Source organism: Streptomyces sp. NPDC002754, from assembly GCF_053592315.1.
The window spans coordinates 470726-489704 of record NZ_JBSFVM010000001.1; the positions used below are offsets into that span (position 1 = coordinate 470726).

Below are 18979 nucleotides of genomic sequence, written 5' to 3' on the forward strand. Positions count from 1 at the left end.
GTCGTGGATGCTCGACGACATCGTGAAGAACGTGGTCGGTGCGCGCCATGCCGTCCTGCTGTCCGCCGACGGCCTTCCCCGCGCCTCCACCGAGGGCCTGGCCGAGGGGGACCTGCGCACCATCTCCACGGCCATGTCCGGCATCCAGGCCCTGAGCCGTGCCACAGCCCCGTTCGTCGGGACCGCGGCGAATGCGGCCTGGACGCAGACCGTCATCGAGTTCGGGCACGGCTGGATCTTCCTGATCGGCGCCGGACAGGGCGCCTATCTCGCGGCGGCGGCCGAGCCCGACGTGGACATGCAGCAGATCAGTTACCGCATGCACCGGCTGGTGGCCCGACTGGGACACAACATGACGTCCGCGCCCCGCGTCGAAGGGGCCGGGCAAGGCGGCCGGCACGGCAGTCCCGAGCCGGCGCCCGGGGAGGACACGGCCGAGGTGCTGCGTGAGCTCGACCAGGCGGTCGCCGGCGTGAACGGTGCCCGCCACGCGGTGCTGCTCGGTGGCAACGGCCTGCCACGCGGCGCGACCGCGGGGCTGCCCCGCGACCTTGCCGACAGGATCTGTGCGGCGATGACCGGCATCCATGCCAACAGTCGGGCGGCCGCGCAGTTCGCGGGGCCCGTCGCGAACGTGGTGTGGCAGCAGACGGCCATCGAGTTCCAGCACGGGTGGATCCTTCTCATCGCGGCGGGGGACGGCGCACTCCTGGCGGCCTCGGCCGACCATGACTGCAACATCGAGGCGTTGACGGCCCGGCTGCACGAGGTGGAGCCCAAGATCGCGGCGTCTGCCGTGGCCGGCAGGGTGCCAGGCAATGCCTGAGCCCAGCGAGCAGGGCCTCGTGGTCACGTCCGACCTCGTGCCGCTCTTCGTCATCACGGGCGGGCGGACCCTGCCCCCGGAGCACGAGTACGAGCACACCGCGATGGTGACCTCGGCGCGGGGATCCGAGGCAGCCCTGCGCGCCCTGGCCCCCGAAGCCCGCACGGTCATGGACCTGGTCACCGACGGCTTCCTGTCGGTGGCCGAGGTCGCCGGACACACCCAACTCCCGGTCGGCGTCGTCCGCATCCTCCTGGCGCAACTCGCCGAGGCCGGTCTGCTCGAAGTGCGCCCGCCGGTCCCGGCCGCCCAACAGGTGGACGTGGACGTCGTCAGTGCCGTCCTCACCGGCCTGCAAAAGAAGTTCGGAGCGTGAGCGTGTACCTCGAGCCATCCGTCACCCAGGCGGTGAAGATCCTCGTCGTAGGTCACTTCGGCGTGGGGAAAACCACGTGCATCGGAAGTCTCTCGGAGATCAAACCGCTGCGTACCGAAGAACAGATCACCGTGGCCAGCGTGGGACTCGACGACCTCACGAACACCCCCAACAAGACGACCACCACCGTGGCCATGGACTTCGGCCGCCTCACCCTCTCGGACGAGCTGGTCCTCTACCTGTTCGGCACACCCGGCCAGGAGCGGTTCACGGAGATGTGGGAGGACTTGTCGCGTGGTGCACTGGGCGCGCTCGTCCTCGTCGACCCCGAGCGCCTCGACGAGAGCTTCGCCGTCCTGGACCTGGTGGAGTCCTTCGGCCTCACGTACACGATCGGCGTGAACTCCTTCGAGGGCCAGGCAGAGTACGCCCTCGCGGAAGTGCACGAGGCACTGAACCTCCACGATCAGACACCGATCGTGCGGTGCGACGTGCGCGATGAACGCTCGTCGGCCGAGGCACTGATCACCCTCGTGCAGCACCTCATGACCCAGCTCGCCGCCTAGGAGCCCCCGCATGTCCCAGCCGACCGACCCCCGTTCGATACCGCCGGGCTGCCCCGCGCACGCCCAGAGCGGCAACATCCAGCTCTACGGGCCCGACTTCGCGGCCGACCCCGAGGCCTACTACGCGCACCTGCGCGCACAAGGCCCCAGCGCACCCGTCGACATCGCGCCCGGCGTCCAGGTCGAACTCGTCACGAGCTACGACGCCGCGCTGCACATTCTGCAGAACCCGGCTGCCTTCCCGCGCGACTCGCGCCGCTGGAACGCGCTGGCCGAAGGGCGGGTGCCGGCCGACAGTCCGGCGCTGCCGATGATGGCCTACCGGCCCAACGCACTGTTCTCCGACGGTGCCGACCACGCCAAGCTCCGCCAGGCTGTGACCGCCGCTCTCGATGCCGTCGACGAGCGGGCCCTGATCCGCCAGACCCAGAAGTCTGCCGACTACCTGATCAGTGGCTTCAGCTCGGACCGATTCGGCCACGCGGAACTCATGGCCGAATACGCCAACCCGCTGCCCCTGCTCGTCTTCTCCCATCTCTTCGGCTGCCCGCCCGACATCGGCGACCGGGTCATCACCGGGATCAGCGGCATCTTTGAAGGCACCGTCGGCGCCGACGCGATCCTCGGGCAGGCGCTTGCCGAGCTGATCGAGCTCAAGCACCGCCGGCCGGGCGACGATCTCACCACTGAGCTGATCCGGCAGCACGCGCTCCTCACGCACGATCAGGCCGCAGCCGACGAGGCGGTGCTCCACCAACTCGTCACGCTGCTCTCCGGCGGCACCGCACCGCTCGCCGCAGCCATTGGCACCAGCAGCGCCCTCTACCTCGGAGAGGAGTGGCCCACCGGGCTCCCGGTCGAGGACGCCGTCTCCCAGGCCCTGTGGAACTACGCGCCGATCGCCAACTACGCCGGCCATTACCCCGCTATGGACATCGAACTCGGGGAGCGGGCCCTGCGGGCCGGTGATCCGGTCCTCATTTCCTTCGCCGCGGCCAACACGGACCCGCGGCTGACCGAACACCGTGCGCAGCTCAACTCGAAGGCGCACCTGGCGTTCGGGGCGGGGCCCCACGCGTGCCCGGCCAAGGACCCGGCCTTCATGATCGCGGTGACAGCGGTCGAGTGCCTGCTCAACCGGCTGCCCGACATGGAGCTGGACGAGGCCTTCACTTCGCTTGCCTGGGTGCCCTCGCCGTGGAGCCGTGCACTGAGTGAGCTGCCGGTCCGCTTCACGCGGCGCACCGTTCCGATGGCCTCGGCACCGTACGAGTCCGCCGCCCCGGTGGTTTCCCAGCCGACGCCCGACCTCCAGCCGCACGCCGCCGGACCGATCGGCTCCGTCCGATCCGGAACCGTCGAAGGGCCCGGCATGGAGAGCAAATCCCGCAAGGGAGGGCTGTTCAGCCGCTTCCTGGCATGGACCAAGGGCGAGTGACGCAGGCAACTGGAGTTTCCTGCGGTGTTATTGGATAGTCAAATGATCTTGTGGGTATCCATGGCGACTGATGCTCGGGAAGGAGCACAGTGGGAATCGCCTTACTGCCGCAGGAACTTCGCCGCTCCACCGTCAAGGTCTTCTCGCGCCTGCGTACCACGCAAGGGCAGGCAGACCCTCTTCCCTTCTACGCCGAACTCGCCGCGCCAGGACCGGTCAGCCCCGCTCCCTGGGGCGGCCATCTGGTCACCGGATTCGCCGAATGCGACCAGGTGTTGCGCGACAAGGGCTGGCACGAACCCGACCGCCAATGGCGCGAGCGGCAAGGAGCGGGCACCCGCTGGACGGCAGCGTCCTCACGGGAGATGAGCCACACCCTGCCCACCCTCAACGGCGCCGAGCACACCCGAATACGCCGGGCGGCCCACGGCTTCGACCGCAACTCCGTCGAAGGGCTCCGCCCGGCCGTCACCGCCGCCACCGACCGCCTCCTCGACGTCCTGCACGAGCAACTCAGCCACGGCGAAGCCGACTTCACCGCCCTCGTCGGCGAGGAACTGCCGATCGCCACCGTCGGGCACTGGCTCGGCCTGCCGAGTGCCGACTGGCCCCGCCTGCGCGAGCTCACCCACGACCAGGTGTTCACCCAGGAGCTTCTGCCGAGCGCGAGCCAGCTGGCCCTCTCCGACGCCGCCACCGTCGAGCTCCGGGAGTACTTCACCGACCTCGTACGAGCCCGACGCGCCCGCCCGGGGGACGACCCCGTCTCCCAGTGGATCCACACTTGGGACGCCCTCGAAGCCGACCGCGACCAGGCGGACCACCAGGTCTACCACCTGGCCCGCTTCGTCCTGCTGGCCGCCCTGGAGACCACCGCGACGCTCCTGTCACAAGCGGTGCTGCGCCTCGTGGAGCACCCCCACCACTGGGCCGCCGCTGCCGCCGACCCCGAACTCGTCCCCGGAGTCGTCGAGGAGAGCATGCGCTACGACCCGCCCACTCATGTGATCAGCCGCATCGCCGCCCACGACATCACCCTGGCGGGCCGCGACATCCGCGAAGGCGAGATGGCCCATCTCATGATCGGCGCCGCACATCACGATCCGGCTCGCCACGTGGACCCCGACACTTTCAATCCCCGGCGCACGCCCGGCCACCTGGCCTTCAGCGGCGGCAGCCACTACTGCCTCGGGGCCCCGCTGGCACGCATGGAGGCACAGATCCTCCTCACCCACCTGACCCGCCGCATACCCCGCCTGGCCCTGGTACGCCCGCCCGCCTGGGCGCCCCGCGTGGCCTTCCGCCGCCTCCTGAAACTGGACCTCGCCCTCGCATGACCGACCAACTGCACCCCTCCGACGGCTACAAGACCCTCCACGTCGACCAGGACGGGCCGGTGCTGTACGCCCGCCTCCACGCCGGCCGCCCTGACGCAGTCCTCGACGTCGCCGCCATCGACGACCTCCTGAAACTGCTCGACAGCCTCACCGAGCGCACCGACGTGAAGGTCCTGGTCCTGTCCTCCCTGGCAGCCGACTTCTGTCTGGGAGCCGACCGCGGCGAGTTCACCGCAGCGCGCGTCGCCGACCCGACCGGCGGCGCCCTGCGCCGCATCGTCGACAAGGCCTACCGGCTGTGCCAGGCCCTGGAGACGACCGACGCCATCACCATCGCCCGCCTCCACGGCCGGGTCACCGGCGCGGGCCTCGCCCTCATCTCCTACTGCGACCTCCGCGTCGGCGCCGACACCAGCCGCTACCGCATGCCCGAGGTCGGCCTCGGCCTGCCACCCGCATGGGGCGGCGCCACCGGCCGGCTCATCACCGAGGTCGGCGTGGCACGCATCCGCGAACTCATGCTCACCAGCCGGGAGTTCGACGCCGCCACGGCACATCGGATCGACCTCCTGCACGAAACCGCCCCCGAAGAGGACCTCGACCGTACGGTCACCGCCTGGACGCGCCTCCTCGGCCGCCGCTCCCACGAATCAATGATCGCCGCCAAACGCATGCTGACCGGCTACGCCCGCGCCGACCGCACCGCCGACCTGGGACTGCTCGATGCCAACCTCCTCACCGCGCACCTGTAGCTCAGGAAGGAACCCGCAGCCGCGTACGGCGCCCGCAGGATCTCGTCGCCGTCGCGGTCTGGGGTGGCGTCGCCGTCTGGTCAGGGAGTCGCGTTCTCGGTGACCGGCTTCTCTTCGGCTGCCGGATGTTGTGTCGGGGTGGTGGAGCGCAGCAGGGTGGCGGCGAGGAGGAGAGCGGTGGCGACGATGCACGAGCCGGTGCGGAAGGCGAACTGGTAGCCGTCCGCGAGGGCTGAGACGGTGTTGGCTCCGTCGCCCAGCAGGGCATGGGTGTGCGTGGCGGCGAGGGTGCTGAGGGCCGCGAGGCCGAAGGCGCTGCCGATCTGCTGCATGGTGTTGAACATGCCCGAGGCGATCCCCGACTCCTCGGGCGTCGCCGCCGACATCGCGAGCGTGGCCAGCGAGGGCATCGCGAGGCCGAAGCCGATGCCGAGCGGCAGCAGTGCGGGCAGTACGTCCACGACGTAGCTCCCGTGTGCCGGTACGCGACCGAGGACAGCGAGGCCTGCCGTGATCAGCGAGAGTCCTGCCAGGATTACGGCACGGGGGCCGAAGCGGGAAATGAGCCTGGGCGAGAGGCCGAGCGACAGGGAGCCGATCGCGACCGAGACCGGGAAGATGCCGAGGCCGGTGTGCACCTCGTCGTAGCCGAGCACCTTCTGCAGGTAGAGCACGGCCAGGAATTGGAAGCTGAACATCCCTGCCACCCCTGCCACCATGAGGGCTTGGATACCCATCGCGCCTACGACGTTGCGTGATCTCGCTGTAGGCCAGGCGGGAGTGATCGTCTACAGCGTTGTGGAAGTAGCTGTAGCCCCCGCCGAGCCGGTTCTTGCGGCCAGCCTGACGGACCAGCACCTGATGGCCGCCACCGTTGGGTATGTTGCCGAGCTTCTTGATGTCGACATGCACCAAGTCGCCCGGTGCGGCGTGCTCGTAGCGTCGTATTACGTGGCCGGTGGCTCGGTCCAGATGTGACAGTCTGGCGACGCCGTAGCGGCCGAGTACGCGGTGCACAGTGGAAGGATTGAGCCCGAGCAGGTAGGCAATGCGGGCTGGGCCCCAGCGGCGCAGTACTCGGATCTTGATGATGCGTCTCTCGGCCCGGGTCGGCGTGCGACGCGGGCTCAGATACGGGCGGCTGGAGCGATCCGTCATCCCGGCGGACCCCTGCTCGCGGTAGCGGTTGGCCCACCGCTTCGCGGTGGTGGGTGAGACTTGGAATCGTTCGGCTGCGCGACGGAGCGGCCACTGATCGTCGACCACGCACTGCGCCAGGCCTAGGCGGCCGGTTTCGGTCAGGGGGGCGTTGCGGTGGACCATGTGGGGTCTTTCAGGCTCGGAAGATGACGACGGCCGGGTGCACGAGCGATGTCTCGTGCACCCGGCCGCGAGGTGGGCGCCGTCTGCGCCTCAGCTGTTGGTCAGGACGATGCGCTGGCTGGGTGAGATGTGCATGTCCCAGGCTTCATGTACCTGCCGCAGTGGCATGGCCACCGATTCGCCGGTCAGTGCGCCGGTGCTGATCTTCTGTGCGAGCGAGGGCAGTTCGGCCAGGATGGCGTGGGTCCCGACAGCCCCCTGGCCGCTGCCGAGAAGATTGAGGTTGCCTGCACGGAGGAAGGCAGAGGGGAGGCTGATCTCCTGTCCGGCCATGGAGCCGATCTGGACCCAGCGCAGTGCCTTTGATCGGTCGGTGCGGGCTTTGAGGATCGCCGGGATGGCCTGTTCGGTGGGTCGGCCCCACAGGTAGTCGATGACGACGTCGACGTCTCCGGCTTCACGACCGAGCGTGGTCGCGATCTCCTCGTCACTGCCGTTGAGGGGGACCACCGCGTCGGCGCCGAGGTCCTTGAGAAGGTGCAGGCGCTGAGGCGAGCGGCCCGCCCCCACGACGCGTTCGGCGCCCAGGAGTTTGGCGATCTGCACGGCGAGGCGTCCGGCGTTTCCGGTGGCGCCCAGGACGAGCACGCTGGCGCCGGGCTGGAAGTTCAGTCGGCTACGCAGGGCCACCCAGGACGACATTCCAGGGTTCATCGCCGCCGCGACCGCGAGGGGGTCGGTATCCGCAGGCAGGGCGATGGCGCGCCGCCGGTCGACGACGGCCTGCTCGGCCATGGTGCCCACGGCGTCATCCGAGGCGACGAAGTACAGCAACTCCCCGTCGTTGGTGCGGCCCACAGCATCGATGCCGGGGACCATGGGCAGCGAGCCGTCGGAGGTGTAGTGGGAGCCGTCGGCTGCGGATCGCACACGCGGGTGCAGCCCGGCGGCCACGACATCGACGAGGATCTCGTGCTCGCCCTGCGGGCAGGGGGTCGGGAACTCCTCGAAACGAGGCGGAGCATCGAAGGATCGGACAACGGCGGCGTGCATGTGCGTCTCCCGTCTGGGGCCGGCGTGTGGTCCGGCAGCTGATTCGGCACGCCATTTAGTACGTGCCACAAACTAATATCGAAAATAGTTCGCGGCACGCACTAAGTCAAATGGGTGTTTTGTCTGATCCTGGCGGGCTGCGTGGTAGTCGAACGCGCCTACGTGCGGTTATCTGACGCCATCGCTTGCGGCTGGGTCAGCTGTCGCCGCGGGGCGCGAGGATCTCGGAGATGTGACTCACGAGCTGCTGGCGGGCACGGTCGGGCAGCGGGGCGACGAGCCCGTTGATCTCCCGCTCAACGTCGCGCGCGCAGGTATTGACGAGGGTGCGGCCGTGGTCGGTGAGGCTGACGGTGACGGACCGCCCATCGCGAGGGTCCCGGGTTCGTTGGACAAGGTCGCGCCTCTCCGCGCGGGAGACGAGCCCGGTGGTGGACGACTTGTCCAGCCCGAGGTGGCCAGCCAGGGCGAGCATGCTCGGCTCGCGGTCGCGCAGCACACCCAACATCCGGATCTGCACCACGGACAGATCCTGCTCCGCGCCGATCTTTCCGAGGGCCTGGTGCACGCGGAAGGACAGCTGAACGAGGGCGTCAACTATGGCGTTCGCGGGAAGGACGTCGATCGAGTGTGCCGCCGCTTGCTTGCTGGTCATGCAGCCATTGTATCGATTAGTGCGTGACGCAAACTACCTCGCGGCGAGACCGGCATCGCTCTCGCCGCGAAGCCGGTGGGCTAATGCATCCGCCCTGCTCGTACTGCGGTCCGAGCGACATCGCCGTTTCGTCGGGGTGCCCGTCAGCCAGGCACAGTCACCAACCTCTATGGGTGGAACACTTAGCCGGGACCCTCGCCCTGTCGTCGGTCAGCCTACGGATCCGACCGCCTTCGGTGAGCTGCCCCGTCGGCTCAGCCGCACGACGGCGCTCGGACGTTCCTCCGGCGCGGGTCGCAGTGGCAGGCCGTGCGTGAGCAGGGTCGCCGTATCGTGTTCGGCGCCGGTCGCGTCGTCGACGTAGATCGTCGAGGGGGAGATCCCGGACAGGCGCAGATTGCGGCCTCGGCCCCAGGCGATGACTACGATGCGGTCGTCCGTCTGGTATTGAACGGCGTCGTCGAGGCGGTACTGCTCGCCGAACTGCACCACCGGGCGGATCTCCTTGTAGAGCGCCACCAGCTCGCGGGCCTCGGCGAGTTCCGTGTCGGTCCAGCGGGAGAGGTCGCCGCCGATGCCCAGCGCTCCGGTCATCGCCACGTGGAAGCGGTAGGGGAGCGGGGTGCTGCGGCCGGTGTGCGGGTTGGGGCTGTCGGTGACCCAGGCGGACATGGTGCGGGCCGGGTAGATCTGGCTGTAGCCCTGCTGGATGCCAATGCGGTCGTCGGCGTCCGTGTTGTCGGAGATCCAGATCTGATCGGTGCGGGCCAGCATGCCGAGGTCCGCGCGGCCGCCGCCGCCCGCGCAGCCCTCGATCCGCAGCTCGGGGCGTGCACGGCGCAGCCGGTCGAGCACCGAGTAGACGCCCCGCGTGTGGTCGGTCCACAGTCGCTCGGCATCGGGGTTGCCGGGCCAACCGGCCTCGGTGAACGCCCGGTTCATGTCCCACTTGAGGAAGTCGATCTCGTACGTGGCGACCAGGCGGTCCAGCCACTTGAAGGCCCACTCCGTCACATCGGTGCGGGCGAAGTTCAGAACGAGTTGGTTGCGGAGTTCGGTGCGGCGGCGGTGCGGCATGTGCAGCACCCAGTCGGGGTGTGCGCGGTACAGGTCGCTGTCCGGATTGGTCATCTCCGGCTCGACCCACAGGCCGAAGCGCATCCCGAGCCGGCGCACCTCGTCGGCCAACGGGCCCAGTCCGTCCGGGAATTGCTGGGGGTTCGGGTGCCAGTCGCCGAGTCCGGCCCGGTCGCTGGTGCGCTGCCCGAACCAGCCGTCGTCCACCACGAACAGTTCGACGCCGAGGTCGGCGGCGCGCGCCGCGAGTGCGCTCTGGCCCTCCAAGGTGACGTCCCAGCCGGTCGCCTCCCAGCTGTTGTAGACCACGGGGCGCGGTTCGTCGGGGCGCGACAGTACGTGTGCGGCGATGTACCGGTGCCAGCCGCGGCTTGTCCCGCCGAACCCGCCACGGCTGAACTGGCCCGCGAAAACCGGGGTTTCGTGGCTCTCGCCGGGCTGGAGACGCCAGGTGAGACCCTCGTGCCCCGCTCCGCCGGTCACCGTGAACGGGCCGCCGGTGTGGTCGCGCTGCGCCGTGATCCGCCAACTTCCCGACCAGGCAAGGGCCATGCTCCACACTTCACCGTGGCGCTCGTCCGCGTCGCCCGCGTCGACCATCAGCCACGGATTGCCGAAGTGCCCGGACACACCGCGCCGACTCGTGAACACCGTCTCGGCGTACGGGGCTTCGGTGCGCCGCAGCTGCGTCTCGCCCGTCCACTCGCCGACCGTGTGGCTCAGCCGGACGCCTGATGTGGCCGGCACGGACCAGCTCGCGGCGTCGCAGCGCAGGATCTCGATGGGCTCGTCGCCCTGCTCGACGGATCCCAAGTGGCGCAACACCAGTGAGCGTTCGATGACGTCACCGTCCGGCCGAACCGAGTACTGCAGCGTGCAGCCGAGTGGGTAGTGGCGGTCGCGCAGCCGTACCCGGAGTCGGCCGCCGTCGATCTCGTGGCCCTCGTGCGTCCACTCGACGCCGCGTGCTCCATCCGCGTGCCGAACGAGCAGTGACGGCACCCCGAACCGGGCGCCGCCCTCAACGCCCATTTCCTCCCCACCTGTTGACGCGAAACTGCTGGTCAATCCGTCATGCGTAGGCAGTGCGGCGGCCTGGTCGAGGGTGAGGGGCGCGCCCCAGTGGACATGCCGTGGGCTGTCGTCCGCGTCGAGGCGCAGCGCATAAGCGGAGGCGGGGGTCGTGAGCAGGAACGTGCGACTGGGCTCGTCGAAGGACACCTGAGACATGAGCTGGAGCCTAGGTCGAAACTCCCTGGATTTAAATATTGACGAAGGAAATTAATACCCCTACGTTTCCCCCATGTTGCTGAACCGAGCGAAGCTGCTCGCGTCTCCGGCGGCCAACACGGTGTTCACGACAGTGCTCACGCGTGGCCCGGTCGTCCGCCCCGAGATCGCCCGCCTCACCGGACTTTCCTCCGCCGCCGTCACCAAAGCGGTCAAGCCGATGATCGAAGCCGGTTACCTGGAGGAACTCACGCTTGGGCACCGGACCGCCGAGGGGGCGGGACGCCCCGCACACCCCCTCGCCGTCCGTGCCGACCGGGAGTTCTTCGTGGGGGTCAAGGTCACGGCCGACGAACTCATCGGTGTGGTCACCGACTTGAGGGCACAGGTCGTCGGTGCCGCCCACCGGATCGCGGTGACCGACCGGTCCGTCGAGGGGGTCGTCCGGGACATCGCCGCGCTCGTCGCGGAGCTGACCCCCGCGCATGCCGAGCGGACCCACCACATTGGAGTCTCCGTCTCGGGCGACGTGGACAGGGCGGGCGGCGTCGTGCGCTACTCGCCGTTCCTCGGCTGGCACGACGTCCCGCTGGTCGAACTGGTCGGCTCCGCAACGGGGTTGGCGGTCACCGTCGAGAACGACGTCAAGGCGCTCACCGTCGCCGAGCAGTGGTTCGGTGAAGGCGTCGGCGCCGACTCGTTCGCGCTCGCCACGGTCGGCGTCGGCATCGGTTGTGCGCTCGTCGTCAACGGCCGTCTGGTGGCCGGGGGTTACGGCGTGGCCGGCGAGATCGGCCACATTCCGGTCGCCGCCGGGGACGGCCCGGAGTGCCACTGCGGCGCCCGCGGCTGCGTCGAGGCCATCGCCTCCGAGGCGGCCATCGTCGCCCGCGCCCGGCGCGCGGCGGACGATCCGGACCTCGACATGGCCGGGGCGATCGACCGCGCGCACGGTGGGGACGCCGCCGTGCGCGCCGTGTTCGACGAGGCGGGCAAGGCCATCGGGCTCGGCCTGGCCGCCGTGGTCAACCTGGTCGGGCCCGAGCGGGTCGTCGTGTCCGGCGAGGGCGTGGCCGCGTACGACCTCTTCGAGGAGCAGATCCGCGCCGCCTTCACCACGCAGGCCTTCGGCGCCGCCGCCCGCTGCCCGCTCGTGGTGCGCCCGCTGCCCTGGGAGGAATGGGCGCGCGGGGCGGCCGCCGTCAGCATCCAGTCACTCTTCACCGCCTGATCCCGACCGCCCCGCCTGAACCCGCGCAACTGCCCGACTTCTCGCACCTGTGCGTCCCCGGAAGGACCTTGTCATGACTGCCAGTTCCGCCCTGTCCCGCCGGGGATTCCTCGGCACGTCCCTGCTGTTCGTCGCCGGCGCCGCCGTCGCGTGCTCCAGTAACCCGCAGGAGACCGCGTCCGCCAAGGGCGCCAAGGTCACGCTCACGCAGTGGTACCACCAGTACGGGGAGGAGGGCACCCAGGCGGCGGTGAAGCGGTACGCCGAGGAGTTCACCAAGGCCAACCCGGACATCGCGATCAATGTCGTCTGGGGCGCCGACACCTCCCAGTACGAGACCAAGCTGAACGCCGCGCTGCTCGGCGCCGACGCGCCGGACGTCTTCGAACTCGGCGACTTCCGTGCCGAGATGGCCCGCAAGGGACAGCTCGAACCCCTCGACGATGTCTATGGCGCCGCCAAGAGCGGCTTCGTCAAGGCGGACCTCGACTACCTCACCGTCGACGGCAAGATCTACGGCATGAAGACCATCGACGACATCATGGTGCTCTTCTTCCGCAAGTCGATGTTGAAGAAGGCGGGCGTCGACGTGCCCACCACCTTCGCCGAACTCGTCGACGCCGCGAAGAAGTTGACCGTCGGCGACGTCAAGGGCCTCTTCATAGGCAACGACGGCATCGGCGACAGCCCGTACCTGTTGGCCTGGTCCCAGGGCAAGGACCTCATCGATGGGAAGAAGGTCGTCTACGCCGACGCCGCCACGTCCATCGGCGGCCTGCGCGACCTGCACTCCGACAAGTCGGTGCTGCTCGGCTTCACCACCGACTGGTACGACGCGGGGGCGTTCAACCAGGGCGCCGCCGCCATGCAGTGGTGCGGCCTGTGGGCGCTGCCCACTGTCGAGAAGGCGCTCGGTGACGACTTCGGGGTCGCACCCTGGCCCGCGTACGACTCCTCGGGCAAGCCCGTCGCCCGGCTCGGTGGCTGGACACAGGCCGTCAACGCCAAGAGCGAGCACGTTGCGGAGGCCAAGAAGTACCTCAGGTGGCTGTGGATCAAGCAGGCCGAGATTCAGATCGACTGGGCCGTCAAGTACGGCTTCCACGTACCGCCGCAGAGTGAAGTGGCGGCCAAGACACCGGAGTTGAGCAAGGGACCGGCCAAAGATGCGGTCACCATCGGCGCCAAATGCGGCATTTCCTTCCCGGCCGAGTGGACGCAGGCAATGCAGGCCGAGTTCATCGCCGCCGCCGCGGACATCGCCAAGGGCTCGCCGCCGGAGAAGACCCTCAAGAAGGCCCAGTCCAAGGCGCAGTCCGACCTCGACAAGCAGATGGGCTGACCGGCATGACGGCCACCGACACCACACCCTTGCGAGGGAGTCGCAAGAGTGCCGCCCGGCAGGCGCCCGTCACGGCGCCGCGCCGTCGGCGGCTGCTGACCGAGCGACGCTCGAAGGCCCTCGCCTTCGTCGTCCTCACCGCGCCGATGCTGCTCGGCCTCGCGCTGTTCCGCTACGTCGCCATCGGCTGGAGCTTCCTGCTCAGCTTCAGCGAGGCCCGCCGCACCATCTCCCTCGGGAACTGGGTCGGCCTGGAGAACTACCAACAGCTACTGAGCGACGAACGGTTCCGCGACTCACTCACCATGATCGTGCTGTTCACGGCGATGATCGTGCCGATCACCTTCGCGGGATCCCTGGGCCTCGCCGTCCTCGTCAACCGGGTACGGCGCGGCCGGGCCTTCTTCCGTACCGCCTTCCTGCTCCCGGCCGCGGTCAGCTACGTAGCCGCCGCGATGATCTGGAAGATGGCCCTGTTCAGCGGGGTGCCGTCCGGCCTCGCGAACACACTCGGCGCGCTCTTCGGTGACGACCCGACCGCCTGGATCCAGACGCAGAGCCCGCCCCTGTACTGGATCGTCCTTGTCACGCTGCGCCTGTGGCTCCAGGTCGGCCTCTACATGATCCTCTTCATCGCCGGGCTCCAGTCCATCCCGCCGCACCTGTACGAAGCCGCGTCTCTCGACGGCGCCGGCGCGTGGCGCACGTTCCGGAGCGTCACCTTCCCCATGCTGCGCAACACATCGGTCGCGATCCTGCTGCTGATGCTCATCGCCGCGCTCCAGGCCTTCGACGAGTTCTACGCGATCTTCTCCACCGGTGCCTCGCTCGGCAGCGAGCCGGTACGCACGCCGCTGATGCACCTGTACGGAGTCGCCCTCCAGGACCAGGACTACGGCGTCGGCTCCGCCGGGGCCTTCCTGCTCACCCTGCTGATCGTGCTGGTCACGCTCCTCCAGGGCCGGATCCTCGGGTTCGCCCGCGACAAGGACTGATCGATGAACCGTATGCGAGGCGGCGTCCTCGGCTCCGCCGTCACCTATCTCGCCCTGTGCCTGCTGGCCGTGGTCTTCCTGATTCCGTTCTACGTCCTGCTGCGCAACGCCTTCATGACGACGCCGGAGGTCACCGCCACCGACTGGCACTGGCTGCCGTCCGCGCTGAACTGGGACAACTTCACGTCCCTTTTCGACAACCCGGAGCGACCCTTCGGCCGTTCCCTCGTCAACTCCCTCGTGATCGCGGTGATTTCGGCGCCGGTGTCGACGCTGCTCGCCTCGATGGCGGGGTACGCGCTGGCCCGGATCAGCGTGCCGGGCCGCGGGATCGTCCTGGCACTGATCGTCGGTACGTTGATGATCCCGCAGGCGGTGACCTTCCTGCCCACGTTCGTCGTCGTCGGCTCCATGGGTGGCGTCAACACGATGTGGGGCCTGATCGCGCCGGGCCTGTTCAACGCGTTCGCGGTCGTGCTCTTCCGCAGCTTCTACCTGTCGTTCCCCGCGGAGATCGAGGAGGCGGGCCGCATCGACGGCCTCAGCTACCTCGGCGTGTACGGGCGCATCATCCTGCCCAACTCGGTCACGATGATCGCCTCACTCGGGGCGCTGTCCTTCATCGAGGCGTGGAACTCCTTCCTCTGGCCGCTGATGATCGGCCAGCACCCGGACAGCTGGACCGTACAGATCGCCCTGTCCAGCTTCCTCACCTCCCAGACCGTCAACCTGCCCGAGCTGTTCGCGGGTACGGCCGTGGCGATCCTCCCTCTCGTGATCATGTTCCTGGTCGCCCAGCGCCACATCGTCCAGGGCATCGCGATGTCCGGTCTCAAGTCCTGAACTCCCTTCCACCCGGAGGTACTTCCCGTGACCAGATCGATCCGACGCGCGGCTCTCATCGCTGCCTGCACCCTGCCCCTGGCCCTCACCCTGTCCACCGGCACCGCCCAGGCCAAGACCCCGTACGTCAAGCCGTTCATGGGCTGGAGCAGCTGGAGCGTCGAGTCCTCCTCGCACAGCGACTACGGCACGCGCTGGCTGAACGAGGGCAACATCAAGAACGCCGCCGACGCGCTCAGCAGCAAGCTGGCCCCGGCGGGCTACAAGAACCTGAACATCGACGCCGGCTGGAACTTCGACTACGACTGGAACTTCCACACCGACGCCCACGGCATCCCGAACGCCGACAAGGACCGCTTCCCCAGCGGTATGCCGTCGCTCTCCGACTACGTGCACAGCAAGGGCCTCAAGCTGGGGCTGTACGGCGCCGCCGGTCTGGAGAAGGAGGTGTACGACAAGAACGCGCCGATCCTCGGTACGGACTGTCATGCCCAGGACATCGCCGTGCAGCCGCTGACCCCGACCAACAAGTGGGAGGGCGCCTGGAAGATCAACTACAGCAACCCCTGCGCCCAGGACTACATCGACTCCATCGTCGCCCGCTACGCCTCCTGGAACGTCGACTTCATCAAGATCGACGGCGTGACGAAGGACAACGTCGAGGACATCAAGGCCTGGTCCACCGCCATCGACCACAGCGGCCGCAAGATGTGGCTGAGCGCCAGCGCCTGGCCGGTCGACCTGGAGGCCGGCGACGGTCTGCGGCCGCACGCGAACGGCGTCCGCGTCGACACCGACATCGAGTGCTACTGCGACACCACCAGCACCTGGACCAGCTCCGTGGACGACCGCTGGACCGACCTGCCCAAGTGGCTGCCCAAGCTGTCCGCCCCCACCTACTTCGGTGACCTCGACTCCATGCCGATCAACAACAACTCCGGCAGCGGACTCCAGGACGGCATCAACGACACCGAGCGGCAGAGCGTCATGACGTTCTGGTCGATGGCGTCGTCCCCGCTGTACGTCGGTGGTGACATCTACTTCCTCGACGACAAGGCCAAGGCCATCCTGACCAACCCCGAGGTCATCGCCGTCGACCAGGCCGCCGTCCTGCCGAAGCAGCTCCGCTCCGGTGACACGCAGGTGTGGACGAAGCGCGTGGGTCACGACACGTACCTCGCGGTCTACAACCTCGGGTCCTCGGCCACCGACATCAACGTCGACTTCAAGGATCTCGGCCGCCGCGGCCCGCAGCGGCTGCGTGACGTCGTCGCGCGCGAGAACCTCGGTTCCTTCAAGGGGATTTGGACCGCATCCTCCGTGCCGGCCCACGGCTCGCGGCTGATCAAGCTGTCGTAGACCCCGACCCCTCGGACGCTCCCGGCGCAGCCCCTCCTGTGAGCGGGCTTCGCCGGCCCACGGAAGGACCCGCACATGAGCAAGGACCCGCACATGAGCAACGGACCGTCCCGCCGCGCGCTTCTCGGGCTCGGGGCCGGACTCGGCGCCGCCTTCGCGGTGAGCACCCTGCCCGCCTTCACCGCCCACGCCGCGCCGAACCGCCCCACCATCTCCCCGCTCCTCCCCGCCGACGAGGCGACCACCCTCTGGTACCCCGAGCCCGCCGACGGCGACCTCCTCATCGAGCAGGGCCTGCCGCTGGGCAACGGCCGCCTCGGCGCCCTCGTCGGCGGCGACCCCGACAGCGAACTGTTCCACGTCACCGACGCCTCGATGTGGACCGGCGGGGCCAACGCCACCCTCGACGGGGACGGCCAATTCCCCTATGGACGCGACGACTTCGGCAGTCTCACCCTGCTTGCGCGGCCCGTGCTGACCGTGCCGGGACACGGCCGCGCCGACGTGAGTGGCTACCGGCGCACCCTCGACCTCAGCAACGGCCTGGTGACCACCTCGTACACGAAGGGCAAGGTGCGCTATCTGCGGGAGATGTTCATCAGCGCCCCCGACGACGCCCTCGTCATCAGGCTCAGCCAGAGCGGCGGCGGCACCCTCACCGGCAGCCTCGTCCTGTCCGGTACACACGGTGAGACGACCACCGCGGACGCCGCCCGTCGTCTCGCCTCCTTCTCCGCCTCCTTCGCCAACGGCCTGCGCTACGCGGCCGCGGTCACCGCCAGGGGCGACGGCACCATCGCGGCGAAGGGCGCGCGCGTCACGTTCACCGACTGCACCGAGGTCGTGATCGTGATCAGCGGCGGCACCGACTACGCCCCCGACCATGCCGCCGGGTACCGCGACCCGGGCCTCGACCCGCTGCGCCTCGCAGAGTCCAATGCCCTTGCGGCGGCAGCGAGTTCGGGTGCGCTGCTCCGTGACACGCATGTCGCGGACTACCGGCCCCGCTACGACCGGCTGAGCCTCGACCTCGGCGCCTCCACCGGGCGTCAGCGCAGGCTCGACACCTGGTCGCGCCTGAAGGCCCGCGCCGCGGACGGATCCGCTCCCGACCCCGAACTCGAGGCGAGCTACCTGCATTTCGGCCGCTACCTGACCATCTGCGGATCGCGCGACGGGCTCCCCATGGGCCTGCAAGGACTGTGGCTGGAGGGCAACACCCCCGACTGGATGGGCGATTACCACTCCGACATCAACCTCCAGATGAACTACTGGCTGGCCGACCGGGCCGGTCTGGGTGAAGCCTTCCCCGCGTTCGCCGACTACTGCCTCGCGCAACTGCCCGCCTGGAACAAGGTCACCCAGGAACAGTTCCAGGACTCCCGCAACCGCTACCGCAACACGTCGGGCAAGGTCGCCGGCTGGACCGTCGCCTTCTCCACGAACCCGTACGGCGGCCTGGGATGGTGGTGGCACCCGGCGGGCAACGCCTGGCTGTGCGAATCCCTCTACGAACACTACGAGTTCACGCAGGACACGAAGTACCTGCAGCGGATTATGCCGCTGCTGAAGGGCGCCTGCGCGTTCTGGGAGGCGCGTCTGATCACCACGGAGGTGGACGGCCGTGAGGTCCTGATCGACGACCACGACTGGTCACCCGAGCACGGCCCGCAGGACGCGCGAGGCATCACGTACACCCAGGAACTCCTGTGGTCCCTCTTCGGTCACTACGCGGAGGCATGCCGCACCCTCGGCCGCGACACCGACCACGCCGCCACCGTCACCGCCCTGCGCGAACGCCTCTACCTGCCGAAGGTCAGCCCGACGTCCGGCCGGCTGGAGGAGTGGATGAGCGAGGACAACCTCGGCGAGACGACCCACCGCCATCTCTCCCCGCTCATCAACCTGTTCCCCGGTGACCGCATCCGCCCCGACGCGGGTGATCCCGAGATCCTGAAGGGCGCGACAGCACTTCTCACCGCCCGTGGCATGGAGAGCTACGGGTGGGCCTGCGCCTGGCGGGCGGCGTGCTGGGCGCGGCTCAAGGACGCCGAGAAGGCCTACCAACTGCTCCTGACGAACCTGAAACCGTGGGCTGGCGGTGACACCGGCACGGCCATGAACTTCTTCGACATGTACCGCGTCTCCGACACCCGCGCCATCTTCCAGATCGACGCCAACCTCGGTACGCCCACGGCCATGCTGGAAACGATCGTCTACTCCCGGCCCGGCCACATCGAACTGCTCCCGGCCCTGCCTGACGCCTGGGCCGCGTCCGGCTCACTGCGCGGAGCGGGCGCGCGCGGCGGGTTCACGGTCGACGTGGCCTGGGAGCACGGCCGCGTACGCAGGGCGACCCTGCACAGCGTGGGAGGCCGCAAGGCCACGGTCACCGCGGGCGGCCGGAGCACGACCGTCACGCTGAAGCCGGGTGAGTCGAGGGTGCTGAAGGACCTCGTGGCCTGAGTGTGCGGACGCGGGGCGCCTGCCGGGCGCCCCGCGTCGCGGCGTGTCCGTGCCAGGGCGGTGTGTGTCCGCCGAACCACGAGATGAGTCGAACCTCGACGAGAACGGAG

The 18979-nt window shown here is 69.0% G+C and carries 16 protein-coding genes and 1 pseudogene; 12 read left to right on the top strand and 5 right to left on the bottom strand.

Features of this window, described 5'->3' with window-relative positions:
- Positions 1-7 precede the first annotated feature (7 nt).
- From ACWD2L_RS02330 to ACWD2L_RS02355, 6 genes are all read left to right on the top strand, one after another.
- Positions 8-826: a roadblock/LC7 domain-containing protein gene (locus ACWD2L_RS02330; RefSeq protein WP_351331351.1), complete on the top strand. Its 819-nt coding sequence runs from the start codon at positions 8-10 to the stop codon at positions 824-826.
- Complete coding sequence (locus ACWD2L_RS02335) at positions 819-1202, top strand: DUF742 domain-containing protein (RefSeq protein WP_351331258.1); 384 nt, start codon at positions 819-821, stop codon at positions 1200-1202. Before ACWD2L_RS02330 ends, ACWD2L_RS02335 begins: the two co-directional genes overlap by 8 nt.
- 2 nt (positions 1203-1204) lie before the next feature.
- On the top strand, positions 1205-1768 hold the full coding sequence (locus ACWD2L_RS02340; RefSeq protein WP_351331352.1) for a GTP-binding protein: 564 nt from the start codon (positions 1205-1207) through the stop codon (positions 1766-1768).
- A 10-nt stretch (positions 1769-1778) separates the two neighbouring features.
- Complete coding sequence (locus tag ACWD2L_RS02345) at positions 1779-3206, top strand: cytochrome P450 family protein (protein ID WP_351331259.1); 1428 nt, start codon at positions 1779-1781, stop codon at positions 3204-3206.
- Positions 3207-3295: 89 nt separating this feature from the next.
- Positions 3296-4543: a cytochrome P450 gene (locus ACWD2L_RS02350; RefSeq protein WP_351331260.1), complete on the top strand. Its 1248-nt coding sequence runs from the start codon at positions 3296-3298 to the stop codon at positions 4541-4543.
- Positions 4540-5295 carry an enoyl-CoA hydratase/isomerase family protein gene (locus ACWD2L_RS02355; RefSeq protein ID WP_351331261.1) on the top strand — a complete coding sequence of 252 codons (756 nt, stop codon included), beginning with the start codon at positions 4540-4542 and terminating at the stop codon, positions 5293-5295. The genes ACWD2L_RS02350 and ACWD2L_RS02355 overlap by 4 nt, the downstream gene beginning before the upstream one ends.
- 80 nt (positions 5296-5375) lie before the next feature.
- Here ACWD2L_RS02355 and ACWD2L_RS02360 read toward each other — a convergent pair whose 3' ends face one another.
- The 5 genes and pseudogenes from ACWD2L_RS02360 to ACWD2L_RS02380 all read right to left on the bottom strand — a co-directional run bounded on the left by ACWD2L_RS02360 (position 5376) and on the right by ACWD2L_RS02380 (position 10633).
- Complete coding sequence (locus ACWD2L_RS02360; RefSeq protein WP_451187098.1) at positions 5376-6032, bottom strand: MFS transporter; 657 nt, start codon at positions 6030-6032, stop codon at positions 5376-5378.
- Between the two features lies 1 nt (position 6033).
- Positions 6034-6618, bottom strand: a pseudogene (locus ACWD2L_RS02365) (helix-turn-helix domain-containing protein); the annotation flags it as partial.
- Between the two features lie 90 nt (positions 6619-6708).
- Complete coding sequence (locus ACWD2L_RS02370; protein WP_351331262.1) at positions 6709-7671, bottom strand: quinone oxidoreductase family protein; 963 nt, start codon at positions 7669-7671, stop codon at positions 6709-6711.
- Positions 7672-7867: 196 nt separating this feature from the next.
- Positions 7868-8326, bottom strand: a complete 459-nt coding sequence (locus tag ACWD2L_RS02375; RefSeq protein ID WP_351331263.1) for a MarR family winged helix-turn-helix transcriptional regulator — start codon at positions 8324-8326, stop codon at positions 7868-7870.
- A gap of 210 nt (positions 8327-8536) precedes the next feature.
- On the bottom strand, positions 8537-10633 hold the full coding sequence (locus ACWD2L_RS02380; protein WP_351331264.1) for an alpha-galactosidase: 2097 nt from the start codon (positions 10631-10633) through the stop codon (positions 8537-8539).
- Between the two features lie 73 nt (positions 10634-10706).
- On the opposite strand from ACWD2L_RS02380, the gene ACWD2L_RS02385 reads away from it, so the two are divergent.
- The 6 genes from ACWD2L_RS02385 to ACWD2L_RS02410 all read left to right on the top strand — a co-directional run bounded on the left by ACWD2L_RS02385 (position 10707) and on the right by ACWD2L_RS02410 (position 18869).
- Entirely contained in the window at positions 10707-11864 is a 1158-nt protein-coding gene (locus ACWD2L_RS02385) for an ROK family protein (RefSeq protein WP_351331265.1), read from the top strand.
- Positions 11865-11937: 73 nt separating this feature from the next.
- On the top strand, positions 11938-13206 hold the full coding sequence (locus ACWD2L_RS02390) for an ABC transporter substrate-binding protein (RefSeq protein ID WP_351331266.1): 1269 nt from the start codon (positions 11938-11940) through the stop codon (positions 13204-13206).
- 5 nt (positions 13207-13211) lie between these two features.
- Positions 13212-14201 (top strand): carbohydrate ABC transporter permease, encoded by a 990-nt coding sequence (locus ACWD2L_RS02395; RefSeq protein ID WP_351331267.1) that lies wholly within the window; start codon positions 13212-13214, stop codon positions 14199-14201.
- Positions 14202-14204: 3 nt separating this feature from the next.
- Positions 14205-15044 carry a carbohydrate ABC transporter permease gene (locus ACWD2L_RS02400; protein ID WP_351331268.1) on the top strand — a complete coding sequence of 280 codons (840 nt, stop codon included), beginning with the start codon at positions 14205-14207 and terminating at the stop codon, positions 15042-15044.
- Positions 15045-15071: 27 nt separating this feature from the next.
- On the top strand, positions 15072-16403 hold the full coding sequence (locus tag ACWD2L_RS02405; RefSeq protein WP_351331269.1) for a glycoside hydrolase family 27 protein: 1332 nt from the start codon (positions 15072-15074) through the stop codon (positions 16401-16403).
- A 75-nt stretch (positions 16404-16478) separates the two neighbouring features.
- The gene (locus ACWD2L_RS02410; protein WP_351331270.1) at positions 16479-18869 is read left to right on the top strand and encodes a glycosyl hydrolase family 95 catalytic domain-containing protein; all 2391 of its coding nucleotides are present in this window, start codon (positions 16479-16481) and stop codon (positions 18867-18869) included.
- The last annotated feature ends 110 nt before the right edge of the window (positions 18870-18979 follow it).

Excerpts from the sequence above, each read along its gene's own strand:
- ACWD2L_RS02330 (WP_351331351.1), top strand. The coding sequence starts at position 8 with ATGCTCGACGACATCGTGAAGAACGTGGTCGGTGCGCGCCATGCCGTC.
- ACWD2L_RS02335 (WP_351331258.1), top strand. The coding sequence starts at position 819 with ATGCCTGAGCCCAGCGAGCAGGGCCTCGTGGTCACGTCCGACCTCGTG.
- ACWD2L_RS02345 (WP_351331259.1), top strand. The coding sequence starts at position 1,779 with ATGTCCCAGCCGACCGACCCCCGTTCGATACCGCCGGGCTGCCCCGCG.
- ACWD2L_RS02355 (WP_351331261.1), top strand. The coding sequence starts at position 4,540 with ATGACCGACCAACTGCACCCCTCCGACGGCTACAAGACCCTCCACGTC.
- ACWD2L_RS02360 (WP_451187098.1), bottom strand. The coding sequence starts at position 6,032 with ATGGGTATCCAAGCCCTCATGGTGGCAGGGGTGGCAGGGATGTTCAGC.
- ACWD2L_RS02370 (WP_351331262.1), bottom strand. The coding sequence starts at position 7,671 with ATGCACGCCGCCGTTGTCCGATCCTTCGATGCTCCGCCTCGTTTCGAG.
- ACWD2L_RS02375 (WP_351331263.1), bottom strand. The coding sequence starts at position 8,326 with ATGACCAGCAAGCAAGCGGCGGCACACTCGATCGACGTCCTTCCCGCG.
- ACWD2L_RS02380 (WP_351331264.1), bottom strand. The coding sequence starts at position 10,633 with ATGTCTCAGGTGTCCTTCGACGAGCCCAGTCGCACGTTCCTGCTCACG.
- ACWD2L_RS02385 (WP_351331265.1), top strand. The coding sequence starts at position 10,707 with ATGTTGCTGAACCGAGCGAAGCTGCTCGCGTCTCCGGCGGCCAACACG.
- ACWD2L_RS02390 (WP_351331266.1), top strand. The coding sequence starts at position 11,938 with ATGACTGCCAGTTCCGCCCTGTCCCGCCGGGGATTCCTCGGCACGTCC.
- ACWD2L_RS02395 (WP_351331267.1), top strand. The coding sequence starts at position 13,212 with ATGACGGCCACCGACACCACACCCTTGCGAGGGAGTCGCAAGAGTGCC.
- ACWD2L_RS02400 (WP_351331268.1), top strand. The coding sequence starts at position 14,205 with ATGAACCGTATGCGAGGCGGCGTCCTCGGCTCCGCCGTCACCTATCTC.
- ACWD2L_RS02410 (WP_351331270.1), top strand. The coding sequence starts at position 16,479 with ATGAGCAAGGACCCGCACATGAGCAACGGACCGTCCCGCCGCGCGCTT.